Below are 23,171 nucleotides of genomic sequence, written 5' to 3' on the forward strand. Positions count from 1 at the left end.
GCTCGCGCCCGTGGCGTGCGGCGTCAGGGTGAGCTGGTGGCGACGCTGACGAACAGCCCGACGACGGCCAGCACCAGCACCAGGGCGAGCACGAAGAGGACGAGCCCGATGATGCCGGTGACCAGTCCGGTGGTCGCGTAGCCCTCCCCGCTGTAGCGGCCGGGCTCGCGCCGCAGGTCGCGGCGCACCTGCACCGCCAGCCAGATCGCGATCGGCGAGCACACGCCGGCCGCCCCGGTCACGACGAGCAACGGCGCCAGCGCCACACCGACCAGTCCGACGATGCCGAGCACCATCGCGGTCATCGCCCGCGGGTGCGGGGGCGGCGCCGTCGGGAAGGGGGAGGCGTAGCCGGGTGACCACGGGTGGGCCGGGCTGCCGTACGGCGGGTAGCCCGGGGGAGCCGGCGCCGGGTCGGGCGGCGGCCATCCCCGGGCGGCCTGGCCCGGCGTCCCGTCGGCGCGGTACGGCCCGGGGGAGTAGGGCGACCCGTAGGGCGAGGGGTTCGGCTGCTGCTGGCCGTAGGGCGAGGGCTCCGGCGGGGGCGGCACGGGAGGCTGCTGGGCGCTCACGTCGACATCGTGCCCTCGACGTCGCTGTTCAACCAGGCGTCGATGTCGGCGAGCGCCCGCTCGCGCACGTCGGAGGGCGCGCGGCTCGCGCGCAGCGACATCCGCGCCAGCTCGGCCAGCCGGGCGTCGTCCAGGTCGTGGGCGGCGCGCATGGTGGCGTACTGGCCCGCGAGGCGGGAGCCGAACAGCAGCGGGTCGTCGGCGCCGAGCGCGATCGTGGCCCCGGCCTCGAGCAGGGTCGGCAGCGGCACCGAGGTGAGGTCGGAGTACACGCCGAGCGCCACGTTGGACGTCGGGCACACCTCGAGGGCCACCCCCGAGGCGACGATGCGCTCCAGCAGCGCGGGATCCTCGGCCGCGCGCACGCCGTGGCCGAGGCGCCCGGCGTGCAGCGCGTCGAGGCAGGTGCGGATGTGCTCGGGCCCGAGGAGCTCGCCCCCGTGGGGAGCCAGGAGCAGACCAGCCCGCTCGGCGATCGCGAAGGCGCCGGCGAAGTCCCGGGTGCGCCCGCGCCGCTCGTCGTTCGACAACCCGAAGCCCACCACGCCCCGATCCACGTACTGCGCGGCCAGGCGGGCGAGGGTGCGGGCGTCGAGCGGGTGCCGGGTGCGGTTGGCCGCGATCACCACGGCCATCCCCAACCCCGTCGTGGACGACGCCTCGCGCACCGCGTCGAGCACGAGGTCGGTGAAGGCGGTGATGCCGCCGAAGCGCGCCGCGTAGCCGCTCGGGTCGACCTGGATCTCGAGCCACCGGCCGCCGTCGGCCACGTCGTCCTCGGCGGCCTCGCGCACCAGGCGGCGCACGTCGTCCTCGGTGCGCAGCACGGAGCGGGCGACGTCGTAGAGGCGCTGGAAGCGGAACCAGCCCTTCTCGTCCGCAGCGGTCAACCGCGGCGGCCACTGCTCCACCAGCGCGTCGGGCAGGTGGATGCCGTCGCGGGCGGCGAGCTCGAGCAGCGTCGCGTGGCGCATCGAGCCGGTGACGTGCAGGTGGAGGTGGGCCTTGGGCAGCGCTTGGAGGTCCCGCACGCGGCCCATCGTAGGTGCGCGCGGGGGGCCCGGCCGGGGCGGGCGACTTTGGAGGCCGCTGCCGGGCATGCGTAGACTCAGCCCCCGGTGGTCAGCCAGGTCTCGTTGCGCGCCCGCGCACCTCGACCCGGCCCGATCCCGAAGGGCACTAGCTCAACTGGCAGAGCATCGGTCTCCAAAACCGAAGGTTGGGGGTTCAAGTCCCTCGTGCCCTGCAAGATCACGATCGGTTCGCTCCAGCAGCGACGAGCAAGGAAGGGTGAGCAGCGTGGCTGACGCTCCCACTGTGCGTGGAGGCCGCCAGGGCTCCTCCGACGGCAAGCAGCCCGAGCCGCGCACCGGCCCGGTCACCTTCTACCGCCAGGTCGTGGCCGAGCTGCGCAAGGTCGTCTACCCGACCCGCGAGCAGCTCGTCACCTACTTCATCGTCGTCCTGGTCTTCGTCCTCGCGATGATCGCCTTCGTCTCGGTCATCGACCTCGGCCTGGGCAAGCTGGCCTTCGAGGTCTTCACCGGCGGCGACAAGATCTGATCGCCACGATCACCACCGCGGCGCCGCCCGAGCAGCTCGAGGTCCGGCGCCCACTCCCGAGAACAACCAAGTGATGGAGCAGCACGTGTCGGAGCAGCACGACTCGGACCAGTTCGCGAGCGACCTCGACGAGACCACCGCGTCCTACGCCGGTGACGTCGACCTCGACGGTCCCACCGACGAGGAGCTCGCCGCCGAGGAGGCGGCCGACCTCGAGGCTGACGGTGACGACGAGGCCGACGAGGCCGACGACGCCGAGCCCACGGCCGAGTCCGCCGAGGTCGAGGACGACGCGCCCGTCGCGGAGGCCGAGCCCGCCGAGGCCGAGGACCCCCTCGAGGCCTTCCGTCGCGAGCTGTGGGCCAAGCCGGGCGACTGGTTCGTCGTGCACACCTACTCCGGCATGGAGAACCGGGTGAAGCAGAACCTCGAGAACCGCATCAACTCCCTCAACATGGAGGACTACATCCACGAGATCGTGGTCCCCACCGAGGAGGTCCCCGAGATCAAGAACGGCCAGCGCAAGATGGTCAAGCGCACCGTCCTGCCCGGCTACGTCCTCGTGCGCATGGACCTCACCGACGAGTCGTGGGCCGCGGTGCGCCACACTCCGTCGGTCACCGGCTTCGTCGGCCACAGCCACCAGCCCGTGCCGCTGAGCATGGACGAGGTCGAGAAGATGCTGGCCCCGGCCGTCGTCGAGGCCGCCGTCGCCGAGGCGGACGCCGCCGCGGCCGCCAGCGGCACCGGGGGCGGCACCGCCACCGCGGTGAAGAAGCCGATCGAGGTCGCCGACTTCAGTGTCGACGACTCGGTGCTGATCGTCGACGGCGCGTTCGCCACGCTCCACGCCACGATCACCGAGATCAACGCCGAGGCCCAGCGCGTCAAGGCCCTCGTCGAGATCTTCGGTCGCGAGACCCCCGTCGAGCTGAGCTTCAACCAGATCCAGCGGGTCTGAGCTCCCCCATCCTTCCCGCCCACCGCTTGCGCCGATTCGGCCGGCGCGGGGCCGAGGCGGAAGAATGCTCGGGTTCGCCTGAGCGAGCAGTGGCAGAGGGCCCCGACGTCCTCGCTGTGACCACGGACAGAAAGAGATAGAGGAATGCCTCCCAAGAAGAAGATCGCCGCACTGGTCAAGGTGCAGCTGCAGGCCGGCTCGGCCACCCCGGCTCCGCCGGTCGGTACCGCCCTGGGCCCGCACGGCGTGAACATCATGGACTTCTGCAAGGCGTACAACGCCCAGACCGAGTCCATGCGCGGCAACGTCATCCCGGTCGAGATCACGATCTACGAGGACCGGTCCTTCGACTTCATCACCAAGACCCCGCCGGCCGCGGAGCTCATCAAGAAGGCCGCGGGTCTGCAGAAGGGCTCGAGCGTCCCGCACAAGGACAAGGTCGGCAAGCTGACCAAGGACCAGGTGCGCGAGATCGCCACGACCAAGCTCCCCGACCTCAACGCCAACGACCTCGACGCCGCCGTGAAGATCGTGGAGGGCACCGCCCGCTCCATGGGCGTCACCATCGACGGCTGAACCACCGTGGAAGGGCCGCGCTGGCCCGCTGACCACATCTCCTCCACTCCTTAAGGAACCCACCATGCAGCGCAGCAAGACCTACCGCGCGGCGGCGGAGACGTTCGACAAGAACGAGCTCCACGCCCCGCTGGCCGCCATCAAGATCGCCAAGGGCGCCAGCAAGAAGAAGTTCGACGAGACCGTGGACGTCGTGTTCCGCCTCGGCGTCGACCCCCGCAAGGCCGACCAGATGGTGCGCGGCACCGTCAACCTGCCCCACGGCACCGGCAAGACCGCCCGCGTCCTCGTGTTCGCCGGCGGCGACAAGGCCGACGCCGCCCGTGAGGCCGGCGCCGACTACGTGGGCACCGACGAGCTCATCGACAAGGTCGCCGGCGGCTGGACGGACTTCGACGCCGTCGTCGCCACCCCCGACCTCATGGGCAAGGTCGGCCGCCTCGGCCGCGTGCTCGGCCCCCGCGGCCTCATGCCGAACCCCAAGGTCGGCACCGTCACCCCGGACCCGGCCAAGGCCGTGACCGACATCAAGGGCGGCAAGATCGAGTTCCGCGTGGACCGTCACGCCAACCTGCACTTCATCATCGGCAAGGCCTCCTTCTCCGAGACCCAGCTCGCCGAGAACTACGCCGCGGCGCTCGAGGAGGTGCTCCGTCTCAAGCCGGCCAGCTCCAAGGGCCGCTACCTGAAGAAGGTCACCGTCTCCACCACGATGGGCCCCGGCGTGCAGGTCGACCCGAACCGCATCAAGAACGTCGCCGCGGAGGACGAGGCCTGAGCCTCCCTCCCGGTACGCCTCGGCGCCCGTCGTCCCTCGAGGACGGCGGGCGCCGCTGCGTTGCGGGCCCCGCGCGGGCCGGCGCTCGTCAGGCGGAGAGCTTCTCCAGCGCCGCCAGCTCCACGCACACCGCCACGCCGGCCATCGCCGCCTCGACCTCCGCGAGCACGGGGAAGGTCGGCGCGAGGCGGATGTTGCGGTCGCGGGGGTCCTGGCCGTGCGGGAACGCGGAGCCGGCGGGGGTGAGCGCGATGCCCGCCTGCTTGGCGAGCGCGACCACGCGCGAGGCGGTGCCGTCGAGCACGTCGAGGTTCACGAAGTAGCCGCCCGTCGGCACGGTCCACTCCGCGATCCCGAGGCCGTCGAGGCGCTCGGTGAGGGCGTGGTCGACCGCCGCGAACTTGGGGGCGATGAGCTCGCGGTGCTTGCGCATGTGGGCGCGCACGCCGTCGGCGTCGCCGAAGAACTCCACGTGGCGCAGGTGGTTGACCTTGTCGGGCCCGATCGAGGCGAAGCCGAGCCGCTCCAGGTACCACGCCCGGTTCTCGGCCGAGGTGGCCAGCGCCGCCACACCGGCGCCCGCGAAGGTGATCTTCGAGGTCGAGGCGAACATGATCGGACGGTTCGGGTGCCCGGAGGCCGCTGCCAGGCCGAGCGCGTCGGCGCTCTTCACCTCGGCGTCGGTGAGGTGGTGCACCGCGTAGGCGTTGTCCCAGAAGATGCGGAAGTCCGGGGCGGCGGTGGGCATCGCCATGAGGGCCGCGGCGACCTCGGTGGAGCAGACCGAGCCGGTGGGGTTCGCGTACGTCGGCACGATCCACAGGCCCTTGACGCTGGGGTCGTCGGCCACGAGTGCGCGCACGGCCTCGACGTCCGGGCCGTCGGCGTGCATCGGCACCGTGACCATCTCGATGCCGAGCTCGGCGAGCATCGTGAAGTGCCGGTCGTAACCGGGCACGGGGCACACGAACTTCACGGTGGGCTCCTGCGACCACGGTCGCGGCGAGTCCGGCCCGCCCTTGAGCAGCATCGCCGTGATCACCTGGTGCATGAGGGTCAGGCTGGAGTTGCCGCCGCACACGACCGCGGAGGTGTCGACGCCCAGCAGGTCGGCGAAGATCTCGCGCAGCTCGACCAGACCGTCGAGGCCGCCGTAGTTGCGCACGTCGGTGCCGGCGCGGTCGCGGTAGGTCGTCGGCAGACCGAGCAGGCCGGCGGCCAAGTCGAGCTGGTCGGCCCCCGGCTTGCCCCGGGTGAGGTCGAGGGTGAGGCCCCGTGCCTGCAGCGCCTCGTAGTCGGCACGGACGGTGCTCAGGCGTGCGGCGAGGTCGTCGGCGGAGAGGTCGGCGAGCGGCGTCGGGTTCGTCACGGGCACCATCGTGCCGCATCGCTCCACGGCCCGAGGATTTGGCCGACGCTCGCTGCGGCCCCTACCGTTGCCCACGAAACCTTAAGACCGCCGGTTGTCGGGGCTGCCAGCCCTGACCGAAGGTTCCGCAGTCAGCGGACGGCCTGCGCAGGGGATCAGAGCAGCACCGCGTCCGCGAGGACCACGTGCCCACGCCCTGAGCGCCTGCGCTCGGGGCGTTCGTCGTCTACGGGTCCTTCGCGGCGGTCCCCACCGGAAGGAGACCCATGGCGCGGGCAGACAAGCAGGCCGCCGTCGCGGAGATCGCTGAGTCGTTCAGCGGTGCCGCCGGTGCCGTGCTGACCGAGTACCGCGGCCTCACCGTCAAGGAGCTGCAGACCCTGCGCCGCTCCCTCGGTGAGAACGCCGATTACGCCGTGGTCAAGAACACGCTGGCCAAGATCGCCGCCAAGGAGGCGGGGATCGAGGGCTTCGACGACCTGCTCACCGGCCCGACCGCGATCGCCTTCATCAAGGGCGACGTCGTCGAGGCGGCGAAGGGTCTGCGTGACTTTGCCAAGGCGAACCCCACCCTGGTCATCAAGGGTGGCGTCCTCGACGGCAACATCCTCGACGCGAAGGAGATCGCCAAGCTGGCCGATCTCGAGTCGCGCGAGGTGCTCCTGGGCAAGCTGGCGGGCGCTCTGCTCGCCTCGCTGAGCCAGGCCGTCTACCTCCTCAACGCCCCGCTCGCCCAGGCTGCCCGGCTCGCCGGCGCCCTGGAGGCGAAGGCGCAGGAGGACCCCTCGATCCTCGCAGGTGGTGCCGGTACGCCGGTCGCTGCCGAGGAGGCCCCGGCTGCCGACGAGGCCGCCGCCGAGGAGACCCCGGCCGACGCGCCGGAGTCCACCGAGGCTGCGACCGACGAGGCCGCCGACTCCGCCGACGCCTGATCATCCCGATCACGCCGACGCACCCCACCACCTGAAACCCCGAGGTCCGCGACCGCGGCCCTCACGTACTAAGAAGGAGACGCCACCATGGCGAAGCTCACCACCGACGAGCTCCTCGACGCGTTCAAGGAGATGACCCTCATCGAGCTCTCCGAGTTCGTGAAGCAGTTCGAGGAGACCTTCGGCGTCACCGCCGCCGCCCCGGTCGCCGTTGCCGCCGCCCCCGCCGCCGGCGGTGGCGCCGGTGCCGAGGAGGAGGCTGCTCAGGACGAGTTCGACGTCGTCCTCGAGTCGGCCGGCGACAAGAAGATCAACGTCATCAAGGAGGTCCGCGCGCTGACCTCCCTCGGCCTCAAGGAGGCCAAGGACCTCGTCGAGAGCGCCCCCAAGGCCATCCTCGAGAAGGTCACCAAGGAGGCCGCGGACAAGGCCAAGGAGGCCCTCGAGGGCGCCGGCGCCACCGTCACCCTCAAGTGATCTGATCGATCGCCTCACACGGGGCCGGTCGGGCGAGAGCCCGTCCGGCCCCGTGTCGTTTTCGCGTGCATCGGCCCTCGACGCCGCTCACGACACGGTCCGGTCACGGTTTGGGACGGCGTGACGCGGGTCTCGCTACTTGCGGGTATCTTTACCTTCTGCTCGGCGTGACGCGCGCCACCGCCACGGCGTAACCTGCGCGGCAGGAGTGCGTTGTATACCGAGCGGGGGCGCTGCGCCAGAGCGCAGAGTGAGCGCCCGCCAGGGGTCATCGAGGGAGAAGGACCGTCATGGGTGTTGAGATCGCCGTCGAGGGCTTGACGAAGAGCTTCGGCAAGCAGCTGATCTGGGGTGATGTGACCCTGACGGTCCCCGCGGGCGAGATCTGCGTAATGCTCGGTCCGTCCGGCACTGGCAAGTCGGTGCTGCTGAAGACCCTCATCGGTCTGCTCAAGCCCGACCGGGGCTCGATCATCATCGAGGGCACCGACATCGCCACCTGCTCCGAGAAGGAGCTCTACGAGATCCGCAAGCTGTTCGGCGTGCTGTTCCAGGACGGCGCGATGTTCGGCTCGATGAACCTCTACGACAACGTCGCCTTCCCCCTGCGCGAGCACACCAAGAAGTCCGAGTCCGAGATCCGCGACATCGTCATGGAGAAGATGGACCTCGTGGGTCTGCTCGGCGCCGAGGACAAGCTCCCCGGTGAGATCTCCGGTGGTATGCGCAAGCGCGCCGGCCTGGCCCGCGCCCTGGTGCTCGACCCCGAGATCGTCCTCTTCGACGAGCCCGACTCGGGTCTGGACCCGGTCCGCACGGCGTTCCTCAACCAGCTCATCGTCGACCTCAACGCGCAGATCGACGCGACCTTCCTCATCGTCACCCACGACATCAACACCGCGCGCACGGTGCCCGACAACATCGGCCTGCTCTACCACAAGCACCTGGCGATGTTCGGTCCGCGCGAGATGCTCCTGAGCTCCGAGGAGCCGGTCGTGCGCCAGTTCCTCAACGCCCAGCGCGTCGGCCCCATCGGCATGTCCGAGGAGAAGGACGCCGACGAGCTGGCCGCCGAGTCGGGTCAGGAGCTGCCGCCGCTGCCCCCGATCCCGCTGCAGCTCGACCCCTCCAACGGCATCCAGCGGCGCTCGCAGCGTCCGCCGGGTGAGTGGTGCCGCACCAACGGAATCACCCCGCCCCCGGGATCCTTCCTCCCGACCGCGGCCACCACGACCTCGAGCGCCTGACGAGCCAGATGTCCTCGATCACGGCAGCCCGCGTCCTGGCTCCCGTCGGCACCGCAGGCAAGCTCTTCGCTTTCGGTCTCGATGTGGGCCGGAGCCTGTTCCGGCGTCCCTTCCAGTTGCGGGAGTTCATCCAGCAGGCCTGGTTCATCGCGTCGGTCACGATCATCCCGACCGCCCTGGTCGCGATCCCGTTCGGCGCCGTCATCGCGCTCCAGGTCGGCGGTCTGATCAAGCAGTTCGGTGCGCAGTCCTTCACCGGCTCCGCCTCCGTGCTCGCCGTCATCCAGCAGGCCGGTCCGATCGCGACGGCGCTGCTGATCGCGGGCGCGGGCGGCTCGGCCATCGCCGCCGACCTCGGAGCGCGCAAGATCCGCGAGGAACTCGACGCGATGATGGTGTTGGGCATCGACCCGATCCAGCGCCTCGTCGTCCCGCGCGTGCTCGCCTGCATGCTCGTCGCGGTCTTCCTCAACGGCATGGTGAGCGTCGTGGGCGTGGCCGGCGGCTACGTCTTCAACGTCATCCTCCAGGACGGCACGCCCGGCGCCTACCTCGCCAGCTTCACCGCGCTGGCGCAGCTGCCCGACGTCTGGATCGGCATGATCAAGGCGCTGATCTTCGGTCTTATCGCCGCGATCGTCGCCGCCTACAAGGGCATGAACGCCGGTGGCGGACCGAAGGGCGTGGGCGACGCCGTGAACGAGTCGGTCGTCATCACCTTCCTGCTGCTGTTCGTCGTCAACTTCACGCTGAGCACGATCTACCTCCAGGTCGTCCCCCCGAAGACAGGCTGATCCGTGGCGAGCATCAAGGCGATCTACGACCGCCCCGCCCAGGGGCTGGACAAGCTCGGGCAGGAGTTGTCGTTCTACCTGCGCGTCCTCCTGGCGCTGCCGCGCTCGATCCAGCGCTACCCGCGCGAGATCCTGCGCATCCTCGCCGAGGTCACCCTCGGCTCGGGCGCGCTCGCGGTCATCGGCGGCACGGTCGGCGTCATCATCGGCATGACCTTCTTCACCGGCGCCCAGGTCGGGCTGTCCGGCTACGCGGCGCTGAACCAGCTCGGCACGGCAGCCTTCGCGGGCTTCGTCTCGGCCTACTTCAACACCCGCGAGATCGCGCCCCTCGTGGCCGGGATCGCGCTGGCGGCCACGGTCGGCTGCGGCTTCACCGCCCAGCTGGGCGCGATGCGCATCTCCGAGGAGATCGACGCGGTCGAGGTCATGGCGATCCCGTCGATGCAGTTCCTCGTGACCACCCGCGTGGTCGGCGGTCTCATCGCGATCGTGCCGCTCTACGTGGTCGGCCTGCTGTCGTCCTACGTCGCCAGCCGCCTGGTCGTCACGCAGTTCTACGGGCAGTCGGCCGGAACCTACGACCATTACTTCAACCAGTTCCTGCCACCCGGCGACGTGCTGTGGTCCTTCGGCAAGGTGCTGGTCTTCGCGGTGGTGGTGATCCTGATCCACTGCTACCACGGCTACACCGCCTCGGGGGGCCCCGCCGGTGTGGGCGTCGCGGTCGGGCGTGCGGTCCGCACGTCGATCGTGGCCATCAACGTGATCGACCTGCTGTTGTCGATGGCGATCTGGGGTGCCTCAACGACGGTCAGGCTGGCGGGGTGAACAAGTGATCAACAAGGTCCTGGCCGCACACAAGACCCTCGGTCTGGTGTTCGTGGCACTGCTGCTGGTGGCGGTGTACCTCACCTACGCCACCTTCACGAAGAAGTTCTCCTCCTACGACGAGGTCAGCCTCAAGACCTCCACGATCGGTCTGCAGCTGCCCAACCGCGCCGACGTGAAGGTCCGCGGCGTCATCGTGGGCGAGGTGCTGCGTGCCAGGTCCGACGGTGCTCGTGGCGCCGAACTCACGCTGGGGCTCTACCCCGACAAGGTCGACCTGATCCCCGCCAACGTCACGGGCTCGATCGTCCCCAAGACGCTCTTCGGTGAGAAGTACGTGTCGCTGGAGGTGCCGCCCACCGGCGCCTCGGGCACGATCCGCGCGGGCTCCACCATCACCCGCACGGTCGTCAGCACCGAGGTCGAGCAGGTGCTCTCCGACCTGTACCCGCTGCTGCGCACGGTGCGTCCGGCTGACCTCAACATGACGCTGACGGCGCTCGCGACGGCGCTGGAAGGTCGCGGCGAGCTCATCGGCAAGAACCTCGAGACCCTCGACTCCTACCTCAAGCGGCTCAACCCCCAGATCCCGCAGCTGCTCGAGGACCTCAAGCTCACCGCGTCGGTGTCCGACACCTACGCCGACATCCTTCCCCAGGTGGCCCGCATCCTCGACGACACCGTCACCACGACCGGCACCCTCGAGACCCGCGAGGCGGCGCTGCGCGCGACGCTGCGCGACGTCCGCAGTTTCTCCGACACCGCCACCGCCTTCCTCGACGCGAACGCGGAGCGGCTCAAGGTGCTCGGCGACGTCAGCACGCCCACGCTGCGTGCCGTCGCCCGGTACTCGCCGATCTTCCCCTGCGTCTCGAGGGCGATCGTCATCTCCCAGGGCCGCCTCGCCGAGGCCTTCCGCGACTACGAGCTGCACATCGTGCTCGAGCCGCTCAAGAACCAGCCGCGCGGCTACACCCCGAAGGACCGTCCGAAGTTCGCCGACGACTCCGGCCCGAACTGCCAGGGGCTGCCCAACCCGCCGTTCAGCCAGCAGAACCCCGCCCCGGGGCTCCCGCCGCTCAACGACGGTGTGAACGGCTCCACGGGCAAGGGCAACCTGCGGGTGGCGCCGGGGGCCGACGGTGTCGGCTACGGCGCCGGCTACTACGGCACCCCGGACGACGTCCGCGCGTTGCGCGGTGCCCTGGCCGAGGAGTACGACGCCGGCACCGACCTCAACGCGCTGCTCGCCGGCCCGGTCGTGGCCCAGGGAGGTGCCCGCCGATGAAGATCCGCGGTCTCGACAAGCGCACCAGCGGCGACCTCGTCCGCCTGCTGGTCTTCGTCCTCGTCACCTCCCTCGCCACCGGCGTGCTCATCGTGACGATCGGCAACCTCTCCTTCGGCGCCACCAAGCGCTACGCGGCCGAGTTCGTCGACGCGACCGGCGTGAACCCCGGCGACGACATCCGCATCGCGGGCGTCAAGGTCGGCACGGTGGAGAAGGTCGAGGCGCTCGGCGCCGACCGGGCCAAGGTCGAGTTCAGCGTCAACGCCGACACCGACGTCGACGTCGCCACCAAGGCCACGATCAAGTACCGCAACCTCATCGGTCAGCGCTACATCGCCCTCACGCAGCCCGACGGCGCCTCGCAGCGCCTGCGCGAGAACAGCACCATCCCCGTGGCCCGCACGTCCCCGGCGCTCGACCTCACCGTGCTGTTCAACGGCTTCAAGCCGCTGTTCGAGGCGCTCTCGCCCGACGACATCAACAAGCTGTCCTTCGAGATCGTCCAGGTCTTCCAGGGTGAGGGCGGCACGCTCGAGGGCCTGCTGGGCAGCACGGCGACGATCACCCAGACGCTGGCCACCCGCGACAAGGTGATCGGCGACCTCATCACCAACCTCGACTTCGTGCTCGGACGCATCGCGGACCGCGACACCCAGCTGAGCCGGCTCATCACGAGCTTCCGCCAGCTCGTGGGCGGCCTGAAGGACGACCGCGAGGCGATCCTGTCCTCGCTCGACTCCATCTCCGAGCTGTCGGTGCAGACCGCGGCGCTGGTCTCCGACGTCAAGGACCCCTTCGTCAAGGACATCAAGGAGCTCCGGACGGTGGCGGGCACCCTCGCCAGCAACCGCCGTGAGATCGACCGCGGCCTGCAGGTGCTGCCCATCAAGCTGCGCAAGATCGGTCGCACGGCGATCTACAGCTCGTTCTTCAACTTCTACCTCTGCACCTTCACCTTCGCGGTGAACATCCCCGGCGTGACGGCGATCCGCTCGAACGTTCCGGTCACGGGTCCGCGTTGCAACCTCGAGAAGGAGGCCGCGCGATGAAGCCGGTCCGCGAGCGCAACCCCGTGATCGTGGGTGCGGTGAGCATCGCGACGCTGGCGTTGCTGATCGTCGCGGCGCTGAGAGCGCAGGACCTCCCGATCATCGGTGGCGGCGACACCTACTACGCCTCCTTCTCCGAGGCCGGCGGGTTGAAGGTCAACGACGAGGTCCGCATCGCCGGCGTGCGCGTGGGCCAGGTCACCGACCTCGCCCTCGCCGACAACGGCACCGTCAAGGTGGCCTTCAAGGTGAAGACCGACCTGAAGTTCGGTGACCAGACCCGCGCTGACATCAAGGTCAAGACGATCCTCGGTTCGATGTTCCTCGCCGTGGCCCCCGCGGGCCAGGGCAGCCTGGCCGACGACGCCACCATCCCGGTCGAGCGCACGAGCTCGCCCTTCGACATCGTCAAGGCCTTCAGCGGCCTGGCCGAGACCTCCGCGCAGATCGACACCGATCAGCTGGCTGCCTCGCTCAGCACGCTGGCCGACCTCACGCGCAACACCCCGGAGGAGTTCCGTGGGGCGCTGGAGGGCGTGTCGGCCCTGTCGAAGGTGATCTCCTCGCGCGACGAGCAGATCAACTCGCTGCTCAAGAACCTCGACCGGGTCTCCACCGTGCTGGATGCGCGCGACGACGACATCATCAAGCTGATGTCGGACGCCGACGTGCTGTTCCGGGCCCTGGTGCAGCGCAAGGAGCAGATCAACCGTCTGCTGGTCTCGACCACGCAGCTCTCCACCCAGCTGACCGGCCTCATCCGCGACAGCCGGGCCGACCTCAAGCCGGCGCTCGACAACCTCGACTCCGTGCTGCAGGTCATCAACAAGAACGAGAACAACCTGGAGCAGTCGATCAACACGATGGCGCCCTTCTACCGGGTCTTCGCCAGCACCCTCGGCAACGGCCCCTGGTTCGACACCTACATCTTCAACCTGCCGCCGACGATCGGCCTGCCGACGCTGGGGGCGAACTGATGGAGCACGCGAAGGTGAGCGGCCTGCGCCGCTGGCTGCCCCTGGCCGTCATCGGCCTCCTCGTCGCCTCGGCCCTCGTGTGGCTCGTGGGCGGCGAGAGCGGGGCGAAGACCGTCACGGCCTACTTCCCGCGCACGGTGTCGCTCTACGAGGGCAGCGACGTGCGCATCCTCGGCATCGCCGTCGGCAAGGTCGACCAGGTGCTGCCCGAGGGCACGCAGGTCAAGGTCGTCATGACCTACGACTCCGAGGTCAAGGTCCCGCAGGACGCCCAGGCCGTGATCGTGTCGCCCTCGGTCGTCGGTGACCGGTACGTCCAGCTGACGCCCGCCTACAAGACCGGCGACACCGTGATGGCCGACAACACGATCGTGAAGGCCGACCGCACCGCCGTGCCGCTCGAGCTCGACGAGATCTACTCGAGCCTCGACCGCCTCACCGTGGCGCTCGGCCCCACGGGTGCCAACAAGAACGGCGCGCTGACCGATCTCCTCGAGCAGACCGCGAAGAACTTCGGCGGCGAGGGTGCCACGTTCAACCAGACGCTCAAGGACTTCGGGCGCTTCAGCGAGACCCTCGACAACAACAAGGAGGAGCTCTTCCGCTCCACCGCCCAGCTCGGCGGCTTCGTGAAGACCCTCGCCGACAACGACACCACGGTGCGCGACTTCAACAAGTCGCTGGGCAACGTGTCCACGCTCCTCGCCGACGAGCGCCAGGAGCTCACCACCGCGCTCGGTTCCCTCGGAACGGCGCTCGACGAGGTCGCGCGCTTCGTGAAGGAGAACCGCACGTCCCTGGGCAAGGACATCCGCGGGCTGAACCGGGTCGCGAAGGTGCTCGTGCGCCAGCGCGCGGCGCTCGACGAGCTGCTGCGCGCGGGTCCGCTGGCCCTGTCGAACCTCTACCACACCTACAACCCCGGCAACGGCACGCTCGACGCCAACACCAACATCCAGAACGTGCTCGCCGAGATCGCCACCAACCCCTCGGCCGTCATCTGCGGCATCGTCGCGGCGAGCGACCCCAACGGCACGCTCTGCGGCGCGATCCGCGGCATCCTCGGCAACAAGCGCGCGACGCCCTTCGGCTCGGGCTCCTGGTACGGCAAGGTCTATGACCCGACGCTCAACGGTCTCGTGGAGGTGAAGCGATGAGCCGCCGCCTGATGCGGCCGGTGCGTGCCGCTGCCGGTGCGCTCGCCGGCCTGCTGCTCCTCAGCGGCTGCGGCTTCGACGTCTACTCGCTGCCGCTGCCCGGCGGCGCCGACGTCGGCTCCGACCCGATCACGGTCAAGGTCGCCTTCGACGACGTGCTCGACCTCGTGCCGAAGTCGTCGGTGAAGGTCAACGACGTGGCGGTCGGCCAGGTCACCAAGGTCCAGCTCGACGGCTACAAGGCCGTCGTCACGCTCGAGCTGCGCAAGGACGTCGACCTCCCCGACAAGCCGGTCGCCTCGATCCGTCAGACCAGCCTGCTCGGCGAGAAGTTCGTCTCCCTCGCCGCACCCCCGGGCGGCGGGAGCGGCAAGCTGTCGAACGGCGACACCATCCCCGACGGCGGGCGCAACCCCGAGGTCGAGGAGGTGCTCGGCGCGCTGAGCCTCGTGCTCAACGGTGGCGGCGTGGCCCAGCTCAAGACGATCGCGAACGAGCTCAACCTGGCGCTGGAGGGTCGCGAGGACTCCGCCAAGTCGGTGCTCACCCAGCTGAGCAACCTGACCGGTCAGCTCGCAGCTCGCAAGCAGGACATCGTCAACGCGATCGAGTCGGTCAACCGGCTCGCCGCCACGGCCCGCAGCCAGCAGACGAGCATCGACCGCGCCCTCGACGAGCTGCCGAGCGCGCTCGACTCGCTCGACCGTCAGCGCGACGACCTCGTGGCGATGCTCCAGGGCCTGACGCGCCTGAGCGACGTCGGCGTCCGGGTGATCACCACCACCAAGGAGCAGACGGTCAACTCGCTCAAGGCCCTCGACCCGATCCTCACCCAGATCGCGAAGTCCGGCGACGACTTCGTCAAGGGCTTCAGCACGTTCCTCACCTACCCGTTCGTCGACGAGGCCGTGGGCCGTGACCCCGCGGTGGCCTCGAAGCTGAACATGGGCGACTACGTGAACCTGTCGGTCGACCTCCAGCTCGACCTCGGCGACGCGACGCTGCCCGACCTGCTGTGCGTCCCGATCAACGCGCTGCCCGACAGCCCGCTGAACGACATCATCAACCTGCCCAACCTCTGCGACGGCGTCACGGCCACGATCCAGTCCTGCATCAAGACCCCGCCCGACCCGGCGGCGTGCCTGAAGCTGCCGAGCTTCCTGCTCGACAACGTCTGCTCCGCGGTGAAGATCCTGTGCGGCGTCACCGGCCCGCTCAGCGGCGTCCTCGGCGGCGTCGGCGGCGCGGCACCCACCAGCGGTGCGCGGGGCGGCCAGGGTGCCGCAGCACCGCCGAACGGCAACGCGCTGGGCAACCTGCTCGGCAGCGTGCTCGGCGGCGGCGGCCTCGGTCGACCGGCACCGGGCGGCACGAGCCAGGTCGACACCATGTGGAAGGCCTTCGACGACACCTACGACACCGACATGGTCGGCCTGCTCGCCGGCCCGATGCTGAGCTCCGGCGCCCGTCCGGGAGGGACGCGATGATCACCCGCCGCACCCGTATCCAGCTGATCATCTTCGCGGTGATCACCCTGGTCGGCGTCTCCTTCGTCGGCGCTCGCTACGCCCAGCTCGACCGGGTGGTCATCGACCGCTCCTACACCGTGGTGGCCAAGTACCCGACGTCCGGCGGCATCTTCTCCGGCGCGGAGGTCACCTACCGCGGTGTCGGGATCGGCCAGGTCGGTGAGCTGACGCTCACCGATGAGGGCGTGGACGTCGAGCTCGAGATCGAGAACAAGTGGGACAAGATCCCCGCCGACACCCTCGCCCTCGTGGGCAACAAGTCGGCCGTCGGCGAGCAGTACGTCGAGCTGCAGCCGCAGACCGACAAGGGCCCGTTCCTCAAGCAGGGCTCGGAGATCGACGACGTCGCCACCCCGATCGCCACCGAGAAGCTGCTCGGCGACCTGTCCAACACCGTCAGCAGCGTCGACCGTGACGCGCTGAGCACCACCGTGGCCGAGCTGGGCAAGGCCTTCGGCGGCGCCGGCGAGGACCTCCAGCGCATCATCGACACCGGCAACTCGTTCATCGAGACCGCCAACGACAACTTCGAGACCACCTCGGCACTGATCCGCGACGGCAACACCGTGCTCCGCGGGCAGATCGCCAGCGAGTCGTCGCTGCGCACGTTCGCCAGCCAGCTCTCGCTCTTCTCCCGCTCGCTGGCCTCCGCCGACCCGTCGCTGCGCAAGGTGATCGACAACGGTTCGGTCGCGGCCACCCAGCTGCGCACCTTCTTGGAGCAGAACGGCGTCGACCTGAGCGAGCTCATCGCCAACCTCGCCGCCACCGGCCAGGTCGTCGTCCGCCACCTGCCGGCGGTCAAGCAGCTGCTCGTGGCCTACCCCTGGGCCGTGCTCGGCGGCATGGTCGTGGTCGGCAAGACGCCCGTCTCCAAGGGCGGCAGCGGCAAGTGGGACGCGCACTTCGGCCTGATCATCACCAACCAGCCGGTGTGCAAGGACGGGTACCTGACCTCGCGGCGCAACCCCGAGACCGAGCGCTACCAGGACCTCCCGATCCCGCGCGGCGTCGGCTGCAAGGAGCCGATCACGTCGTCCAACGCCCGTGGTCCGCAGAACCTGCCGCGCGTGGCTCCCGACCTCACCGGCACCTCGCCGATCGTGGCGGGCTACGACGAGTCGACCGGCAGCGTCACCTGGGGAGAGCCGGCCGGAGCGCGCAGCGCACCGCGAGGTAACGTGGCACCGCCCTCCCTCGGCAAGGACTCGTGGAAGTGGCTGTACCTGCAACCGATGCTCGACCAGTGAGGACCATCGCGTGAGCGAAGACGTCGACCCGACCACGGGACGACGGGGAGGTGCCCGCCTGCAGTGGGGCATCGTCGGACTGTTGAGCGCCGTGCTCGTCGCCTCGCTCGGCGTCACGGCCTACCTCGTGCTCGACCGCGGCGCGGGCGCGAGCCCGTTCGCCCGCATCGAGTCGCTGCGTGATCCCGGCGTGAGCCCCGCGCAGGACCGCGAGCGGGCACTCGCCCTCGGGCGCACGTTCGCGCAGCGGTTCAACACCTACGGCCCCGACCTGCTCGACGCGAGCGGCAAGATGCCCGACTACGCAGCCGTCGCCGGCCTGATGAGCGCCAAGTTCGCGAAGGTCTTCGACGAGAACGTCGGCTTCGCCGAGGAGACGGTCAAGCAGACGAAGGTCGACCGTTCCGCGCAGGTCTTCTCCGTGGGCATCTCCTCCATCGACGCCGACTCGGCGGACCTGCTGGTGGGCGGCATCGTGCAGTTCACCTACCCCAACCCGCAGAAGCCGTCCGAGCGCGTGCCCTTCGAGCCGCTGCGCTTCCGCTACGACGTGTCGCTGGTCAAGATCGGCGGTGTCTGGAAGGTCGACGACCTCGACGACATCGACGACGGCCTGCCCTCGTTCGGCGAGGCCTCGCAGCCGCAGGGCGGCGTCCCGCCGGTCCCGGGCCAGCCGACCCAGCCAAGCCAGTCGCCCTCGCCGAGCGGCTCGCCGTCCGCGCCGACGACGCCCGCCCCCAGCGCGACCACCGCCCCGAGCCAGGGGAGCACCCCGTGAGCGCCAACCTCTACGACCTCCTCGACGTCGAGGAGTCGGCGTCGGCCGACGAGATCCGCGCCGCCTGGAAGGCTGCGATCGCCGAGCTCGACCCCGGCGACCGCCGCTTCCGCGCCTACAGCGACGCCGCCGCCGTCCTGCTGGACGACGCCAAGCGCGCCGAGTCCGACGCCGAGCTCGCCGCCGAGCGCGCTCGCGAGGAGGAGCAGCGCGCCGCCGAGGCGGCTGCGGCCGCCGAGACGACACGCCTCGAGAAGTCGGCCGCGACGCCCGCCCCGAGCGCCGCTGTCGCCGCGTCCGACACCCTCGCCGGCCCTGTCGGCGAGGAAGCCGCCGCCGACGCGCCCCGCGAGGAGCCGACGCCCGAGCGGACCTCCAGATTCTCCCGACCGCCCTCGGGTGCCCTCGTCGGCGCCATCGGCGTCGTCGCCGTCCTCGCCCTCGCGCTGAGCATCTGGGTCGGCACTCTCCCGGGCACCTGGCCGGCCTCGGACTCCCCGCGCGCCGCAGCGGCGCGCGGCGCCGAGGTCGAGCGGGCCGGACTCTCCGCGGAGGGCGCGGCCGAGCAGATGGTCGGTCCGGTGCTCTCCTACAACCACCAGACGATGGCCGCCGACCTCGACCGGCTGCGGGGCTACCTCACCGACGAGATGGCCGCCAAGCAGACCAAGGCCTGGCCCGAGCTCACGACCGAGGCCCAGGCCCAGCAGATCGTGGTGCAGGCCTCCGTCACCGGCACCGCCCTCACCCGCGTGAGCAAGGACGGCGACCGGGCCACGGTGGTGGTCTTCATCGACCAGGCGGTGACGAAGAAGGGCGCCCAGCCCTTCACCCTCAACATGTGGGCGACGATGGAGCTCGTCCGCAGCGCCAAGGGGCCGCAGGGGTGGCTGCTCGCCGACCTGTGCACCGACGCGAGCTGCGGCGCCTGAGCCGGCGCGCGGCGGGCGTCGTCCACAGTGAAGCGGCGCGGATGCTTGACGCGTCGGCGTCGCGCGAGCATGATCGGCGCACGAACCGCGCGCAGGACGTGGGCCAGGAGCCCGGACAATCTGCGATGAACGCGGTGTTGCCCAGTTGAGCCTGGGTACTGTATCGTGGCGCTTTGCGCCTGCCCTCAGATGCGCTGCGGCCTGCCCGGTGGCCGTTGACGTGGGGGGCCTCTGGCGCTCTCGAAGAGTCGAACCGTCGAAGGACAACTCTTGGCCGCGCGCACCACTCCCGGTAAGTCCCGCATTTCTTTCGCGAAGATCGCCGAGCCGCTCGCTCTCCCGCAGCTGCTCTCCCTCCAGACCGACAGCTTCGACTGGCTGGTCGGCAACGAGGCCCACAAGACCCGCCTGCAGGCCCGCGAGGCCGCCGGCGAATCCGTCTCCTACAAGTCCGGCCTCGAGGAGATCTTCGAGGAGATCTCCCCGATCGAGGACTTCTCCGAGACGATGTCGCTCTCGTTCGAGAACCCGGTCTTCTACGACCCCAAGTACACCGTGGACGAGTGCAAGGAGAAGGACCTCACCTACTCCGCGCCGCTGTACGTCTCGGCCGAGTTCACCAACAACGAGACCGGTGAGATCAAGGGCCAGACGGTCTTCATGGGCGACTTCCCGCTCATGACGCCCAAGGGCACCTTCGTCATCAACGGCACCGAGCGTGTCGTCGTCTCCCAGCTCGTCCGCTCGCCGGGCGTGTACTTCGAGCGGGCCGCCGACAAGACCTCCGACAAGGACATCTTCACCGCCAAGCTCATCCCGAGCCGCGGTGCCTGGCTGGAGTTCGAGATCGACAAGCGCGACATGGTCGGCGTCCGCCTCGACCGCAAGCGCAAGCAGAACGTCACCGTGCTGCTCAAGGCCCTGCAGGCCGTCGCCGAGGACACCGGCGAGGAGTACGACTACGAGGCCGTCATGGCCGACCTGCGCCAGTTCGAGTCGATCCAGCTCACCGAGGAGAAGGACAACACCTCGGGCCCCGACGACGCGCTGCTCGACATCTACCGCAAGCTGCGCCCGGGCGAGCCGCCGACGCGTGAGGCCGCGCTGACGCTGCTGAAGAACTACTACTTCAACCCCAAGCGCTACGACCTCGCCAAGGTCGGTCGCTACAAGATCAACAAGAAGCTGGGCCAGGAGCAGGCCTTCGACCAGCAGACCATGACGATCTCCGACCTCGTCGCCACCGTGCGCTACATCGTGGCGCTGCACGACGGTCGCGCCGAGCTCGAGACCGCGCAGGGCGTCCTGCCGATCGACCCCGACGACATCGACCACTTCGGCAACCGCCGCATGCGCACCGTCGGCGAGCTGATCCAGAACCAGCTCCGCACCGGTCTGGCCCGCATGGAGCGCGTCGTGCGCGAGCGCATGACCACCCAGGACGTCGAGGCGATCACGCCGCAGTCGCTCATCAACATCCGGCCCGTGGTCGCGGCGCTGAAGGAGTTCTTCGGCACCTCGCAGCTCTCGCAGTTCATGGACCAGACCAACCCGATCGCCGGCCTGACGCACAAGCGTCGCCTCTCGGCGCTCGGCCCCGGCGGTCTCTCCCGCGACCGCGCCGGCATGGAGGTCCGCGACGTCCACCCCTCGCACTACGGCCGCATGTGCCCCATCGAGACCCCCGAAGGCCCGAACATCGGTCTGATCGGCTCGCTGGCCTCCTACGGTCGCATCAACCCGTTCGGCTTCGTCGAGACGCCGTACCGCAAGGTCGTCGAGGGTCAGGTCACCGACCAGATCGACTACCTCACCGCCGACGACGAGGACCGCTACGTGATCGCCCAGGCGAACGCGGCGGTCGACGCCGAGGGCCGCTTCACCGACGAGCGGGTGCTGGTGCGCCAGCGTCGCGGTGAGGTCGCCGAGGTCCTGGCCGCGGAGGTCGACTACATCGACGTCTCCCCGCGCCAGATGGTGTCGGTGGCCACCGCGCTCATCCCGTTCCTCGAGCACGACGACGCCAACCGCGCGCTCATGGGCGCCAACATGCAGCGTCAGGCCGTGCCGCTGATCAAGAGCGACAGCCCGATCGTCGGCACCGGCATCGAGTACCGCGCCGCGGTCGACGCCGGCGACGTGGTCGTCGCCGACCACGCGGGTGTCGTCAAGGCGGTCTCGGCCGACCTCGTCGAGACCATGAACGACGACGGCAGCTACTCCTCATACCGCCTGGCCAAGTTCCGTCGTTCCAACCAGGGCACCTGCATCAACCAGCGTCCGCTGGTCGAGGTGGGCGACCGGGTCGAGGTCGGCTCGCCGATCGCCGACGGTCCGTGCACCGACAACGCCGAGATGGCGCTGGGCACCAACCTGCTCGTGGCGTTCATGCCGTGGGAGGGCCACAACTACGAGGACGCCATCATCCTCAGCCAGCGCCTGGTGCAGGAGGACGTCCTCACCTCGATCCACATCGAGGAGCACGAGGTCGACGCCCGCGACACCAAGCTGGGCCCCGAGGAGATCACCCGCGACATCCCCAACATGAGCGAGGAGATGCTCGCCGACCTCGACGAGCGCGGCATCATCCGCATCGGCGCCGAGGTCCGCGACGGCGACCTGCTCGTCGGCAAGGTGACGCCCAAGGGCGAGACCGAGCTGACCCCCGAGGAGCGCCTGCTCCGCGCGATCTTCGGTGAGAAGGCGCGCGAGGTGCGCGACACCTCGATGAAGGTGCCCCACGGCGAGACCGGCACGGTCATCGGCGTGCGCGTCTTCGACCGTGAGGACGGCGACGAGCTGCCCCCGGGCGTCAACCAGCTCGTGCGGGTCTACGTGGCGCAGAAGCGCAAGATCTCGGTGGGCGACAAGCTCGCCGGTCGCCACGGCAACAAGGGCGTCATCGCGAAGATCCTGCCGATCGAGGACATGCCCTTCATGGAGGACGGCACGCCGGTCGACGTCGTCCTCAACCCGCTGGGTGTGCCGCGACGCATGAACATCGGCCAGATCCTCGAGCTGCACCTGGGCTGGCTCGGCAAGCAGGGATGGCACATCGGTGCCGACCTCGCCGACGAGGAGTGGGCGCAGCGCCTGACCTCGATCGGTGCCGAGCACGCCGAGCCGAACACGAAGCTGGCCACGCCGGTCTTCGACGGTGCGCGCGAGGACGAGATCACCGGTCTGCTCCGCGCCACGCACCCCAACCGCGACGGCGAGCGGATGATCAAGGAGGACGGCAAGGCCCACCTCTTCGACGGTCGCTCCGGCGAGCCGTTCAAGGACCCGGTCTCGGTCGGCTACATGTACATCCTCAAGCTCCACCACCTGGTCGACGACAAGATCCACGCGCGCTCGACCGGCCCCTACTCGATGATCACGCAGCAGCCGCTGGGCGGTAAGGCCCAGTTCGGTGGCCAGCGGTTCGGCGAGATGGAGGTGTGGGCGATGGAGGCCTACGGCGCCGCCTACGCCCTCCAGGAGCTGCTCACCATCAAGTCGGACGACGTGCCGGGCCGCGTGAAGGTCTACGAGGCCATCGTCAAGGGCGAGAACATCCCCGACTCGGGCATCCCGGAGTCGTTCAAGGTCCTCGTCAAGGAGATGCAGTCGCTCTGCCTCAACGTGGAGGTGCTGTCGCAGGACGGCTCCACCATCGAGATGCGCGACGCGGAGGAGGACGTCTTCCGCGCCGCCGAGGAGCTCGGCATCGACCTGTCGCGTCGCGAGCCCAGCTCGGTCGAAGAGGTCTGACCGGGAGGACGCGCGAAGCGCCTGTCCTCCCGGAATCGAGAGACAGCGCGCGACGCGCGTCCTTCCGCCCGACCCCCTACTTACCTTTACGCACTACCGAAGGACTCTGAAGCCAAGTGCTCGACGTTAACTTCTTCGACCAGCTCAAGATCGGCCTCGCCACCGCGGACGACATCCGCACCTGGAGCCACGGCGAGGTCAAGAAGCCCGAGACCATCAACTACCGCACGCTCAAGCCCGAGCGTGACGGCCTCTTCTGCGAGAAGATCTTCGGTCCCACCCGGGACTGGGAGTGCTACTGCGGCAAGTACAAGCGCGTGCGCTTCAAGGGCATCATCTGCGAGCGCTGCGGCGT

21 protein-coding genes, 1 tRNA gene and 1 pseudogene are annotated in these 23,171 nt (G+C 69.6%); 20 read left to right on the forward strand and 3 right to left on the reverse strand.

Going from position 1 to position 23,171, the window contains the following annotated elements; translation table 11 throughout:
* Positions 1-23 precede the first annotated feature (23 nt).
* Together ACERUN_RS07515 and ACERUN_RS07520 are read right to left on the reverse strand one after the other, a co-directional pair.
* Positions 24-572, reverse strand: coding sequence for a DUF4190 domain-containing protein (locus ACERUN_RS07515; RefSeq protein WP_370289250.1), 549 nt, complete (start codon positions 570-572; stop codon positions 24-26).
* Positions 569-1,603, reverse strand: a complete 1,035-nt coding sequence (locus ACERUN_RS07520; protein ID WP_370289251.1) for an adenosine deaminase — start codon at positions 1,601-1,603, stop codon at positions 569-571. Before ACERUN_RS07520 ends, ACERUN_RS07515 begins: the two co-directional genes overlap by 4 nt.
* Before the next feature lie 142 nt (positions 1,604-1,745).
* On the opposite strand from ACERUN_RS07520, the gene ACERUN_RS07525 reads away from it, so the two are divergent.
* From ACERUN_RS07525 to rplA, 5 genes are all read left to right on the forward strand, one after another.
* Positions 1,746-1,818, forward strand: a tRNA-Trp gene (locus ACERUN_RS07525).
* A 53-nt stretch (positions 1,819-1,871) separates the two neighbouring features.
* Positions 1,872-2,135 (forward strand): preprotein translocase subunit SecE, encoded by a 264-nt coding sequence (gene secE / locus ACERUN_RS07530; protein ID WP_370289252.1) that lies wholly within the window; start codon positions 1,872-1,874, stop codon positions 2,133-2,135.
* Between the two features lie 73 nt (positions 2,136-2,208).
* Positions 2,209-3,096, forward strand: coding sequence for a transcription termination/antitermination protein NusG (nusG, locus tag ACERUN_RS07535; protein WP_370289253.1), 888 nt, complete (start codon positions 2,209-2,211; stop codon positions 3,094-3,096).
* A 144-nt stretch (positions 3,097-3,240) separates the two neighbouring features.
* Entirely contained in the window at positions 3,241-3,672 is a 432-nt protein-coding gene (rplK, locus tag ACERUN_RS07540) for a 50S ribosomal protein L11 (RefSeq protein ID WP_370289254.1), read from the forward strand.
* A gap of 64 nt (positions 3,673-3,736) precedes the next feature.
* Entirely contained in the window at positions 3,737-4,450 is a 714-nt protein-coding gene (gene rplA, locus ACERUN_RS07545; protein ID WP_370289255.1) for a 50S ribosomal protein L1, read from the forward strand.
* 88 nt (positions 4,451-4,538) lie between these two features.
* On the opposite strand, the gene ACERUN_RS07550 is transcribed toward rplA, so the two are convergent.
* On the reverse strand, positions 4,539-5,819 hold the full coding sequence (locus ACERUN_RS07550) for an aminotransferase class I/II-fold pyridoxal phosphate-dependent enzyme (RefSeq protein WP_370289256.1): 1,281 nt from the start codon (positions 5,817-5,819) through the stop codon (positions 4,539-4,541).
* Positions 5,820-6,085: 266 nt separating this feature from the next.
* Here ACERUN_RS07550 and rplJ point away from each other — a divergent pair, with 266 nt between their 5' ends.
* The 15 genes and pseudogenes from rplJ to ACERUN_RS07625 form a co-directional block, all read left to right on the forward strand.
* Positions 6,086-6,751 (forward strand): 50S ribosomal protein L10, encoded by a 666-nt coding sequence (rplJ, locus tag ACERUN_RS07555; RefSeq protein ID WP_370289257.1) that lies wholly within the window; start codon positions 6,086-6,088, stop codon positions 6,749-6,751.
* 87 nt (positions 6,752-6,838) lie between these two features.
* On the forward strand, positions 6,839-7,228 hold the full coding sequence (gene rplL, locus ACERUN_RS07560) for a 50S ribosomal protein L7/L12 (RefSeq protein WP_370289258.1): 390 nt from the start codon (positions 6,839-6,841) through the stop codon (positions 7,226-7,228).
* 290 nt (positions 7,229-7,518) lie between these two features.
* A complete protein-coding gene (locus ACERUN_RS07565; RefSeq protein ID WP_370289259.1) occupies positions 7,519-8,475 on the forward strand; it encodes an ABC transporter ATP-binding protein in 957 nt (318 codons plus the stop codon).
* An 8-nt stretch (positions 8,476-8,483) separates the two neighbouring features.
* On the forward strand, positions 8,484-9,269 hold the full coding sequence (locus tag ACERUN_RS07570; RefSeq protein WP_370289260.1) for an MlaE family ABC transporter permease: 786 nt from the start codon (positions 8,484-8,486) through the stop codon (positions 9,267-9,269).
* A gap of 3 nt (positions 9,270-9,272) precedes the next feature.
* The gene (locus ACERUN_RS07575) at positions 9,273-10,100 is read left to right on the forward strand and encodes an MlaE family ABC transporter permease (protein ID WP_370289261.1); all 828 of its coding nucleotides are present in this window, start codon (positions 9,273-9,275) and stop codon (positions 10,098-10,100) included.
* Between the two features lie 4 nt (positions 10,101-10,104).
* The gene (locus tag ACERUN_RS07580) at positions 10,105-11,388 is read left to right on the forward strand and encodes an MCE family protein (RefSeq protein ID WP_370289262.1); all 1,284 of its coding nucleotides are present in this window, start codon (positions 10,105-10,107) and stop codon (positions 11,386-11,388) included.
* On the forward strand, positions 11,385-12,440 hold the full coding sequence (locus ACERUN_RS07585) for an MCE family protein (RefSeq protein ID WP_370289263.1): 1,056 nt from the start codon (positions 11,385-11,387) through the stop codon (positions 12,438-12,440). Before ACERUN_RS07580 ends, ACERUN_RS07585 begins: the two co-directional genes overlap by 4 nt.
* Entirely contained in the window at positions 12,437-13,417 is a 981-nt protein-coding gene (locus tag ACERUN_RS07590; RefSeq protein WP_370289264.1) for an MCE family protein, read from the forward strand. Before ACERUN_RS07585 ends, ACERUN_RS07590 begins: the two co-directional genes overlap by 4 nt.
* The gene (locus ACERUN_RS07595; protein ID WP_370289265.1) at positions 13,417-14,574 is read left to right on the forward strand and encodes an MCE family protein; all 1,158 of its coding nucleotides are present in this window, start codon (positions 13,417-13,419) and stop codon (positions 14,572-14,574) included. The genes ACERUN_RS07590 and ACERUN_RS07595 overlap by 1 nt, the downstream gene beginning before the upstream one ends.
* The gene (locus ACERUN_RS07600) at positions 14,571-16,061 is read left to right on the forward strand and encodes an MCE family protein (protein WP_370289266.1); all 1,491 of its coding nucleotides are present in this window, start codon (positions 14,571-14,573) and stop codon (positions 16,059-16,061) included. The genes ACERUN_RS07595 and ACERUN_RS07600 overlap by 4 nt, the downstream gene beginning before the upstream one ends.
* Complete coding sequence (locus tag ACERUN_RS07605) at positions 16,058-17,353, forward strand: MlaD family protein (protein WP_370289267.1); 1,296 nt, start codon at positions 16,058-16,060, stop codon at positions 17,351-17,353. Before ACERUN_RS07600 ends, ACERUN_RS07605 begins: the two co-directional genes overlap by 4 nt.
* A gap of 10 nt (positions 17,354-17,363) precedes the next feature.
* On the forward strand, positions 17,364-18,131 hold the full coding sequence (locus tag ACERUN_RS07610; protein ID WP_370289268.1) for a hypothetical protein: 768 nt from the start codon (positions 17,364-17,366) through the stop codon (positions 18,129-18,131).
* Positions 18,128-19,063, forward strand: coding sequence for a J domain-containing protein (locus ACERUN_RS07615; RefSeq protein WP_370289270.1), 936 nt, complete (start codon positions 18,128-18,130; stop codon positions 19,061-19,063). The genes ACERUN_RS07610 and ACERUN_RS07615 overlap by 4 nt, the downstream gene beginning before the upstream one ends.
* A gap of 270 nt (positions 19,064-19,333) precedes the next feature.
* A complete protein-coding gene (rpoB, locus tag ACERUN_RS07620; protein WP_370289271.1) occupies positions 19,334-22,816 on the forward strand; it encodes a DNA-directed RNA polymerase subunit beta in 3,483 nt (1,160 codons plus the stop codon).
* A gap of 116 nt (positions 22,817-22,932) precedes the next feature.
* Positions 22,933-23,171 (forward strand): annotated as a pseudogene (locus ACERUN_RS07625) (DNA-directed RNA polymerase subunit beta); the annotation flags it as partial.

The sequence above is a fragment of the Nocardioides sp. genome (genome assembly GCF_964229035.1).
Taxonomy (GTDB): Bacteria; Actinomycetota; Actinomycetes; order Propionibacteriales; family Nocardioidaceae; genus Nocardioides.